General features: G+C 72.6%; 5 protein-coding genes. 2 read left to right on the plus strand and 3 right to left on the minus strand.

Going from position 1 to position 9,884, the window contains the following annotated elements:
* Positions 1 to 222 precede the first annotated feature (222 nt).
* Complete coding sequence (locus FPZ41_RS41485) at positions 223 to 1,920, minus strand: ATP-binding SpoIIE family protein phosphatase (RefSeq protein WP_322621391.1); 1,698 nt, start codon at positions 1,918 to 1,920, stop codon at positions 223 to 225.
* A gap of 324 nt (positions 1,921 to 2,244) precedes the next feature.
* Entirely contained in the window at positions 2,245 to 3,612 is a 1,368-nt protein-coding gene (locus FPZ41_RS41490; protein WP_152869423.1) for an NAD(P)/FAD-dependent oxidoreductase, read from the minus strand.
* Between the two features lie 417 nt (positions 3,613 to 4,029).
* Here FPZ41_RS41490 and FPZ41_RS41495 point away from each other — a divergent pair, with 417 nt between their 5' ends.
* Complete coding sequence (locus tag FPZ41_RS41495; RefSeq protein WP_152869425.1) at positions 4,030 to 4,791, plus strand: TetR/AcrR family transcriptional regulator; 762 nt, start codon at positions 4,030 to 4,032, stop codon at positions 4,789 to 4,791.
* A 326-nt stretch (positions 4,792 to 5,117) separates the two neighbouring features.
* Positions 5,118 to 7,289, plus strand: a complete 2,172-nt coding sequence (locus FPZ41_RS41500) for a sigma-70 family RNA polymerase sigma factor (protein ID WP_152869427.1) — start codon at positions 5,118 to 5,120, stop codon at positions 7,287 to 7,289.
* On the opposite strand, the gene FPZ41_RS41505 is transcribed toward FPZ41_RS41500, so the two are convergent.
* Positions 7,276 to 9,884, minus strand: a 2,609-nt coding sequence (locus tag FPZ41_RS41505; RefSeq protein WP_152869428.1) for an ATP-binding protein, incomplete at its 5' end; no start/stop codon positions are given. The genes FPZ41_RS41500 and FPZ41_RS41505 overlap by 14 nt on opposite strands.

Genomic DNA, 9,884 nt, shown 5'->3' on the forward strand with positions numbered 1-9,884 from the left:
CCGCCCCCAGGGGCTCCGCCCCCTGGAACCCCCATCACCCGGGGCTCCGCCCCGGACTCCAGGGTCCGGAGCGGACCAGCCCCGAACCACATCTCGGAGACCTCCGGACCTCAATTTCGGAGGCCCCCAGGCCCCGGCTCGGAGGCCGATCCTCAACCTCGATTTCGGAGGCTGGCCCTCAGCACCCGCTGTCGAACTCCGGAGGGGCTGCGGTCTCTTCGGTCAGGCGTTGGAGGCTGGCCGTGGGAGGGCGAATTCGCACCAGACTGCCTTGCCGCCGTCCGGGGCGCGGCGGGCGCCCCAGTTGGAGGCGATCGTGGCGACGATCGCGATTCCGCGGCCGGACTCGTCGGCCGGGTCGGCGTGGCGGCGGAGTGGGAGGTGGTCGTCGCCGTCGGTGACCTCGACGATCAGGCGGCGGTCGGTGCGGCGGAGGCGCAGACGCATGGGTGGGGTGCCGTGCTGGAGGGAGTTGGCGACCAGCTCGCTGGCGGCGAGGACGCCGAGGTCGTGCAGGTCGGGTGGGAAGCGCCAGCTTGTGAGGACCCCGGAGGCGAAGGCGCGGGCTCGGGGGGCTGCTTCCACGCCGCCGAGCAGTTCCAGGGCGGCGTTGCGGAAGAGTTCGCTGTCGGCGCCGGTGCGGGCGGGGTGCTGGAGGACCAGGACGGCCACGTCGTCGTCGTGGTCAGCCTTGACTCCGGCCGAGCGGACCAGGCGGTCGCAGATCACCTGGGGGGTGCCCGTGGCGCCGGCGAGGGCGCGTTCCAGGGATGCGATGCCCTCGTCCAGGTCCTCGTTGCGGCGTTCCACCAGGCCGTCCGTGTAGAGGGCGGCCGTCGATCCGGGGCCGAGGGGAACGGAGCCCGAGGCGTGCAGCCAGCCGCCCGTGCCGAGCGGGGGGCCGGTGGGTTCGTCGGCGCGCAGGACCACTCCGCTCTCGTCGCGGACCAGGATGGGCAGGTGGCCCGCCGACGCGTACACCAGGCGGCCCTCATTGGGGTCGTGGACGGCGTATACGCAGGTGGCGATCTGGTTGGGGTCGATTTCCGCGGCGAGGCCGTCGAGGAGCTGGAGGACCTCGTGAGGGGGGAGGTCCAGGCGGGCGTATGCGCGGACCGCCGTGCGGAGTTGGCCCATCACCGCTGCCGCCCGTACGCCTCTGCCCATGACGTCGCCGATGACCAGGGCCGTGCGGCCACCGCCGAGGGTGATGACGTCGTACCAGTCGCCGCCGACCGCGGCATCCGTGCCGCCGGGGTGGTAGACGGCGGCGATACGGAGGTCGTCGGGGTGCTCCAGCTCCTGGGGGAGCAGGGAGCGCTGGAGGGTGACGGCTGTTTCGCGCTGGCGGCGTTCGCTGGCGCGCAGCCGCTCGGCGGCCTCGGCGTGGTCCGTGACGTCGGCCGCGAAGATGAGCACCCCGCCGTCGGCCTTGCCGTCGGAACTGCCGGATGCGCCACTTCCTTCGGGAGTGGCCGAGATGTCGACGGGCGTGCAGGTGATCGTGTACGAGCGTCCGCCGGGAGCCTTGCGGGACTTGACCGTGCGAGGCTTGGAGCTGCGCAGTACCTGGTCCAGGAGCGGCAGCAGGCCGAGTTCCTGCAGTTCGGGCAGGGCCTCGCGGGCGGGCTCGCCGACCGGGCGGGTGCCGAAGGCCGCCACATAGGCGTCGTTGACGTAGGCGATGCGGTGTTCGGGGCCCTGTACGAGGGCGACGAGGGCCGGGATGCGGTCGAGGACCTCGCGGGTCGCCAGCTCGTTGACTGCGGGCGCGCACAGCGTGCCGTCGGTCGGCCGCTCGGTGCGCGCCGCGGGTACGGAGCCGTCACCCCTACGGTCGGGGGCGTCCGCGAGTTCGGTCCGCGCTGGGGGGCGGCGCTGCATTCCGGGGAGCCGGGGGCTCCAGCGGGTGAAGTTCACCGAATCCTTGCCTCGTCTTGTCGTCTGGTGCCGGCCCCGGTTCGGCCGGGGTCCGGGGGTGTCCCCCGGGAGATGCAGTACCGAATCCTCGTTTTGTGTTGTGGGTGGCGGTCGGCTCCGGATCCGGCCGGGGTCCGCCCGCGTCACAGACGCTATCCAGAACTGTGTCCCCGGGGGACGCGGCGCTGGGAACGCCTGGTGGACGCGCGGGGTCTGTCGGCCCGCCCGGGGTCGCGAACCCGATCGTGAACCAGTCTGGCAGCCCGACCGGCCGGGCCGACATTCGTCAGACGCCGGCCCGGTCGGCGGAGTTCCTGGATCCGGTCAGGACGACCCCTTCGGGTCCTGAGAAGGCTTTCCACCGGCAGCGAGTTCGAACTCCGCACGGGGATGTTCGAGTGAACCCAGGGAGACGATCTCCCTCTTGAAGAGCCCCGACAGGGTCCATTCGGCGAGCACCCGGGCCTTGCGGTTGAACGTGGGGACCCTGCTCAGGTGGTAGACGCGGTGCATGAACCAGGCGGGGTAGCCCTTCATCTTGCGCCCGTAGACGTGGGCGACACCCTTGTGCAGCCCCAGGGAGGCAACCGAACCGGCGTACTTGTGGGCGTACGTCTCCAGGGGCTCGCCGCGCAGCGAGCGGACGATGTTGTCGCCGAGGGCCTTGGCCTGGCGCACGGCGTGCTGCGCGTTCGGGGCGCACTCCTTGCCGGGCTCCTCCGCGGTGACGTCGGGGACGGCGGCCGCGTCGCCGGCGGCCCACGCGTGCTCGGCGCCCTCGACGGTCAGCTCGGCGGTGCACTTCAGGCGGCCGCGCTCGTTCAGCCGCAGGTCGGTCGCGGCGAGGACGGGATGCGGTTTCACTCCGGCGGTCCACACGACCGTACGCGTCGGGAAGCGCGCCCCGTCGCTGAGGACGGCCACCCGGTCGGCGCACGACTCGAGGCGGGTCTCCAGGCGTACGTCGATGTTGCGGCGGCGCAGCTCGGTGACCGTGTAGCGGCCCATCTCCTCACCGACCTCGGGCAGGATTCGGCCCGCGGCCTCGACGAGGATCCACTTCATGTCCTCCGGTTTGACGTTGTGGTAGTAGCGCGCGGCGTAGCGGGCCATGTCCTCCAGTTCGGCGAGCGCCTCCACGCCGGCATAACCGCCGCCCACGAAGACGAAGGTCAGGGCCGCGTCACGGATCGCGGGGTCGCGGGTGGAGGAGGCGATGTCCATCTGTTCGATGACGTGGTTGCGCAGGCCGATGGCCTCCTCGACGGTCTTGAACCCGATGCCGTGTTCGGCGAGTCCGGGGATCGGGAGGGTGCGCGCGATCGAGCCCGGGGCGAGGACGAGTTCGTCGTACGTGATCTGCTCCGCGCCCGCGCCCTCCTCCTCGGTGGCGAGGGTGGTGAGCGTCGCGGTCCGCTTGGCGTGGTCGATCGCCCTGGCCTCACCGATGACGACCTTGCACAGGTCGAGCACGCGGCGCAGCGGCACCACGACGTGGCGCGGCGAGATGGAGCCCGCGGCGGCCTCGGGAAGGAAGGGCTGATAGGTCATATAAGGGTCGGGGGAGACGACGACGACCTCGATCGCGCCACTCTTGAGCTCCCTTTTCAGCCTCCGCTGGAGACGCAGAGCGGTGTACAGCCCGACGTAGCCGCCGCCGACGATGAGGATGCGCACACGTTCCTTCACCATCCCATGACGCACCCGCCGCTGGAGTTTGTCCACAGGCCCGGCAATTTGTGTGACCGGAAGTCGCGGGTGCGCAGGGTTGGCCGAAATGCCGGAGTGCGGAGAAGAATCGCAGGTCAGATGGTGTGGGTCCGGTTGCAGCAGGGGGATCAATCGGGGTGATTCCGGCCCGTGCTCCGATCGGGGGGCGCTCTGTGCGGAATCTGCCCCTTCTGAATTGACTCCGTCTCAACTATGTTCGTGTCCTGACGGGGTGTAGGGGGTGCGCCGCTCGACGGGTCCGCGACGGGCGGGCATGTCGGGTCCGGGGTGGTCCGCGACGGGCGGGCCGGCTCGGGGACCAAGCTCGATCCTCACGCTCCGGTCTTTCGATGGCGGGGAGAGTCTCCGGGGGGAGACGTCAGTACCGGGGGAACACATATGCATATTCAGGACTCTCAATGGTCTTCCGCGTCGGCCGTCGCACCGGGCGGCACGATGAGCGCGGCAGGGGGCAACGGACGTGCGGACCATGCGCGTACGACCCCGCTGCGCGTGGACGCGCAGCGCAATCTGGAGCACGTACTGCGTGCGGCACGCGAGGTGTTCGGCGAGTCGGGGTACGGCGCGCCGATGGAGGACGTGGCCCGGCGCGCCCGGGTGGGTGTCGGCACGGTGTACCGGCGCTTCCCGAGCAAGGACGTGCTGGTCCGGCGGATAGCCGAGGAGGAGACCTCCCGGCTGACCGACCAGGCGCGCGCTGCGCTGGGGCAGGAGGACGAGCCGTGGTCGGCGCTCTCGCGCTTCCTGCGGACGTCGGTGGCCTCGGGCGCCGGGCGGTTGCTGCCGCCGCAGGTGCTGCGGGTGGGGGTCGCCGAGGACGGGCCCGACAGCGTCGCCGTGGACCAGGTGCGGGTGCCGCAGCAGCGGCCCCAGCCGACGGCCGAGCTGCGGCTCGTGTCCGGGTCCCAGGACGCCTCGGTGGACGACGACGCCGGTGCCTCGGCGCTCCTCGAAGTCGTGGGGCAGCTCGTGGAGCGGGCCCGTGCGGCGGGTGAGCTGCGGGCGGACGTGACCGTGTCGGACGTCCTGCTGGTGATAGCCACGGCGGCGCCGTCGCTGCCGGATGCCGCGCAGCAGGCGGCCGCGTCGGCGCGGTTGCTGGACATCCTGCTGGAGGGGTTGCGGTCGCGTCCCTCGTGACCTGGTGACTTCTTGCCGGTCCGGGTTGCCGGTCCGGGTTGCCGGTCCGGGTTGCAGCGCCGGTCGGCGGTTCGGGTTGCCGAGCCGGTCGGCGGTTCAGTCCGCGGCTGGGCGGCATGGCGCGTCAACTCCCGTACGGGGAACGTCCGCTGCGGCTTCCCCGTGCGGGTACGCGTCGGCACTCAGGTCAGGGAGCCGGGACGCGCGGAAGGCCGCCCGCACAACCCCGTACAACCTGGTACTGAACAAGAGTCAATATGGCACCCTGAGCCGGTGTTGGGGTCTGTGTTGGGGACTGGGTCTGCAGGCGGCGGGGGTGTTCCGCGATGAGCGTCGAGGGCGGTGACGGGCGGGACGAGCCGAGCGATGAGGGCGGCTACGAGGGCACGGAGCCCCGTGGGCTGACGTCGCGGCAGGTGCCGAGTCAGGGCGACGGGCGGTCCGGGGGCGCTTTGGGCGTCTCCCGTGACGGTGGCGTGTCTGGCCGCTCCCGTGACGTGTCGGGCCGCCACATTGACGTGTCCGGCCGTCACGGTGACATGTCCGGCCACAGCGTTCCGGCGCAGCGTGAGCGGTACGACGGCGTCCTGTCGCGCTCGCGGGAGCGCGACCCCGACCTGCCGCCGTCCGACTCCGAACTGATCGGGCGGATGCGTGCGGGCGACGACACGGCGTACGAGGAGCTGTACCGGCGCCATGTGTCGGCCGTGCGCCGGTACGCGCGCAGCTGCTGCCGGGACGCGCACACCGCCGACGACCTCACCGCCGAGGTCTTCGCCCGTGTGCTCCAGGCGGTGCGCGGCGGCAGCGGCCCCGACCACGCGGTCCGCGCCTATCTGCTGACCACGGTCCGCCGCGTCGCCGCGAGCTGGACCAAGTCGGCCAGACGGGAGCACCTGGTCGACGACTTCGCGCTGTTCGCCACGCAGGCGGCCCGCAGCGCCGGGACATCCGACGACGCCGCGTCGCTGGGCTCCTTCGGCGCGGGCCTGGACCTGGGCGCGGACGTGCGTGCGATGCACGACGCCGAGCAGTCGATGGCCATGCGGGCGTTCCGGTCGCTCCCCGAGCGGTGGCAGGCCGTGCTGTGGCACACCGAGGTCGAGGACGAGTCGCCGAGCGAGGTGGCCACGCTCTTCGGGCTCGACGCCAACGGCACGCGCGTCCTCGCCAGCCGCGCGCGCGAGGGCCTCAAGCAGGCGTACCTCCAGGCCCATGTGAGCGCCGCGCTCGCCACCAACTCCGAGGAGTGCGCGCGCTACTCCGACCGGCTCGGGGCGTACGCACGCGGCAGTCTGCGCACCCGGGCCGAACGAGGGCTGCGCAAGCACCTGGAGGAGTGCGCCAAGTGCCGGCTGGCCGCCGGTCAGATCAAGGAGGTCGCGAGCGGTATCCCCGCCGTGGTGCCGGTCGCGGTCATCGGCTGGGGCGGGGCCGCCGGGTACGCGAAGACGGCCGCGCTCGTGGCTGGTGGTGCCGGTGGCGCCGGTGCGGGTGCTGCCGGTGCCGCAGGCGCGAACACCGCGGCGGGTGCGAGCACTGCGGCGGGCGCGAACACCGCGGCGGGTACGGGCACTGCCGCGGGCGCGGACACTGCCGCGGGCGGTGGCTCGGGCGGGACGAGCGCCGGTGGTGGAGCGGCTGCCCCGAAAGGGCTGGGCGCGCCGGTGAAGGCGGGTATCGCCGCGGGCGTCGTCGCGGCGGGTGTCGTCACGGCGGTGGTGCTCGCGATGGCGGGCGACGACCGGAAGGACGACGGGCAGGCGGCCGGTCCACCACCCTCGAAGGTCGCCAAGGCCTCGCCCGAGCCGGAACCGTCGACGCCCGCGGAGGAGAAGGGGGCCACAAAGGAGCCCGAGAAGGAACCCGAGAAGGAGTCCGCGCCGACGCCGCAGGTCCCCGCAGTGGGCCCCGTGGCGACGCCCGTCCCGACACCTACACCGACGCCCACTCCTCCCCCCTCCCGAACGCCCGACTCTGCGCCCACGAAGGTGTCCCCGAGCCCCACGCCCACTCCCACCGCGACACCTGCGCCGCCTCCCCTGCCCGCACCTCCGGCGCCCCCGGCGGTCTTCCAGTGGAACGAGCTGGAGTACGGCATCGTCGGCGACGGCACCCGGCCCGAGATGCGGCTCGGCGAGAGCAGCTGGGTGTGGCAGCGATACGGGGTCTCGATCGCGGGCAGGACGTACGCGAACGGTGTGACCGTCAACGGACTGTCCTCCGTCACCGTCGACCTCAACCGCCAGTGCACCGCGTACGACGCGCTGGTCGGCGTCGACGACCGGACGCACGGCCTCGCCAAGGTCTCCTTCTCCGTGTACGCCGACGGGGTACGGCTGTGGAAGTCCCCGCTGGTCGCGGGCGGTGACCCGGCGGTCCCCGTCCATCTGGACCTGAGCGGTCGCCGGACCGTACGGCTGGTCGTCGAGCCGCACAGCCACGTCGACGTGGTGGCGCTCGCGGACTGGGCGGAGGCCAGGTTCACCTGCGGGTAGCTGACGGCGAGTGTCCACTCGGGCTCTGGTCGGGCGTCTGTTCGGCCGCGTGGTCCTTCACTGCCTCGGCCAGCTCCTGAACGGCCTCGTTCCCGGTGAAGGACGAACCGGTGGTGCACTCGGCCTCGAAGCGGGTACGGCCCAGGGCGGTGAGCGCGACGGCCTCGACGCGCTCGGCCTCGTAACCCTCGGGGACGGGGCGCGGGTGGCCGCCGCGCCAGCGGGTCCCCGCGGCCAACAGGCGCACCGCGCGTGGGTGATCACCGAGCTGGGACAGGACGCCTCCGGCCGCGTCGGCCAGGGTGGACGTCACCGATTCCGAGCACCGGCCGCCCACCGCCGCCCGCAGGGCGTCGGCCAGTTTCGGCAGACCGTGCACCGGACCGGACTCGGCGGTCGTCACCATGCCGTCGATCAGGGCGAGCATCGCCGTGAACTGCGGGGGCGGGGTGCCCCGGAGTGTCGCCGCGCGAGCCGCCTCGGACAGTTCGCGCGCGTGGGCGGTGTCCCCCTCGTCCAGCGCCATGTACGCGCGCAGGAGGTGGATGAACGCCTGGGAGTCCGCCGCCGCGAAGCGGTCGGCCGCGGCGCTCGCCTCGTCCAGCGCGGCCAGTGCCGCGGGCCGGTCGCCCGAGCGGTAGGCGATCTCGGCGAGGCGAGCGATGAGGAACGATGACTCGGCGTGGGCGCCGACCTCGTGGGCGAGGCGCAGGGCCTCCTCGTACTCGCCCTTCGCCTCCGTCAGGCGACCCCGGACCATCGCCGCCTCGCCCGCCGCGCTGCACACCTGGGCGCGCATCCAGCGGTCGCCGACGCGGAGGCTGAGTGTGCGCAGTTCGGCGAGATCGTCGTCCACGCCGCCCAGGTTGCCGGGTGAGTCGACGACCATATGCGTGCGGAACATCAGGACGACGCCGACCTCCCAGTCACCGCCGTACGCACGGCAGTTGGCGACCGCCAGGTCCATCAGGTCCCGGACGTCCGCCGCCGCGCCGTCCAGCACGAGCGCCGTGAGCGGCCACACCAGCCCCGGGAAGCGCGCCGCGTCCGGCCCGGTGCGCTCGAACTCCGCCCGCAGCCGGACGATGTACTCCCGCAGGCGTGCCTCCTTGGGCACTCCGACGGGTCCCGACTCCGCCACCAGGAACAGGTGCAGCATCCGGAGCCGCATACGGGACCGGTGGCGGGGGTGGTCGTCGGGCTCGGGTGCGTCGAGGTACGCGTCGATCGGGTCGACGGCGTCCAGGAGGGCGGCGGTGACGGGGGCGTTCGTCTGTTGGGTCGTGTCCAGGAGTGCCATCAGCCGCAGGATGCGGTCCACCCAGTCCGTGCCCTCGCGGCGGTAGTTGCGGAGCCACCAGAACCAGCTCATGTCGAGGGCGAGGTGGGCGGCCTGCTCCTCGTCGCCGGCGGTGATCGTGCGGTGCAGGGCGGCGCGGATGTTGTCGAGCTCGGTCTCCATGCGCTGGATCCAGGGCAGTTGCTCGGCGGAGCGGAGGCGGGGCTCGGCCTCCTCGACCAGGGCACGGGCCCACGCGCTGTGCCGGCGCCCGGCAGCGGCGGTCGGCTCGGGGACCTCGGCGGCACGCTCTGTGGCGTACTCGTGGATCGTCTCCAGCATGCGGTACCGCATGCCAATGACGCCGCTGACGCCGCTCTCGCACGGGGTGGCCACGATCAGGGACTTGTCGACGAGCGCCCCCATGACGTCGGCCACGGGCCCGCTGCACACCGTCTCCGCGGCCTGAAGGTCCCAGCCGCCCGCGAAGACGGAGACCTCGCGCAGGACGGTGCGCTCGGCCTCGTCCAGCAGGTCCCAGGACCAGTCGACCACGGCACGGAGGGTCTGCTGGCGCGGCAGTACCGTCCGGCTGCCGGCGGTGAGCAGCCGGAAGCGGTCGTCGAGGCGGTCCGCGATCTGCCGCGGCGTGAGCAGCCGCAGCCGGGCGGCGGCCAGCTCGATGGCCAGCGGGAGGCCGTCGAGCCGGCGGCAGATCTCGTCCACGGACTCGGTGTCCTTCAGGACGGCGTTCGCGTCGGGGCGTACGGCCGCCGCGCGCTCCCGGAAGAGGCGGTGCGCGGGATCGGGGAGAAGGGGCTCGACCGGGCGCACGGACTCGCCGGGGACGCCCAGGGGCTCACGGCTGGTGGCGAGGATCGTGAGCCGCGGGCAATGTGTCAGCAGGGTCTCCGCGAGGTCGGCCGCGGCGCCGATGACATGCTCGCAGTTGTCAAGGATCAGGAGCTGGCTGCGCGGGGCGCAGTGCTCGACGAGCAGGGCGACCGGGTCGTCCTGCGGGACCGTCATCTCATTGGTGATCAGCACGGTCTCGCGCAGACCGAGGGCGCTGACCACCGCGCCCGCCACCGCCTCCGGCCGGTCGAGCGGGGCGAGCTCGGCCAGCCATGCCTGCGGATGCCCGGCGGCGGCTTCCTCGGCGAGACGGGTCTTGCCGGACCCGCCCGGTCCGGTGAGCGTGACCAGGCGGGCCCTGTGCAAGTCGGAACGGATGGCGTCGAGTTCGAGTTCCCGTCCGACGAAAGAGGTCAAACGGGGGCGGATGTTTCCGTTCCGGTCGGGGGTGGCTGCGAGGG

Source organism: Streptomyces acidicola (assembly GCF_009377235.1).
Lineage (GTDB): Bacteria > Actinomycetota > Actinomycetes > Streptomycetales > Streptomycetaceae > Streptomyces > Streptomyces acidicola.

Excerpts from the sequence above, each read along its gene's own strand:
- FPZ41_RS41490 (WP_152869423.1), bottom strand. The coding sequence starts at position 3,612 with ATGGTGAAGGAACGTGTGCGCATCCTCATCGTCGGCGGCGGCTACGTC.
- FPZ41_RS41495 (WP_152869425.1), top strand. The coding sequence starts at position 4,030 with ATGCATATTCAGGACTCTCAATGGTCTTCCGCGTCGGCCGTCGCACCG.
- FPZ41_RS41500 (WP_152869427.1), top strand. The coding sequence starts at position 5,118 with ATGAGCGTCGAGGGCGGTGACGGGCGGGACGAGCCGAGCGATGAGGGC.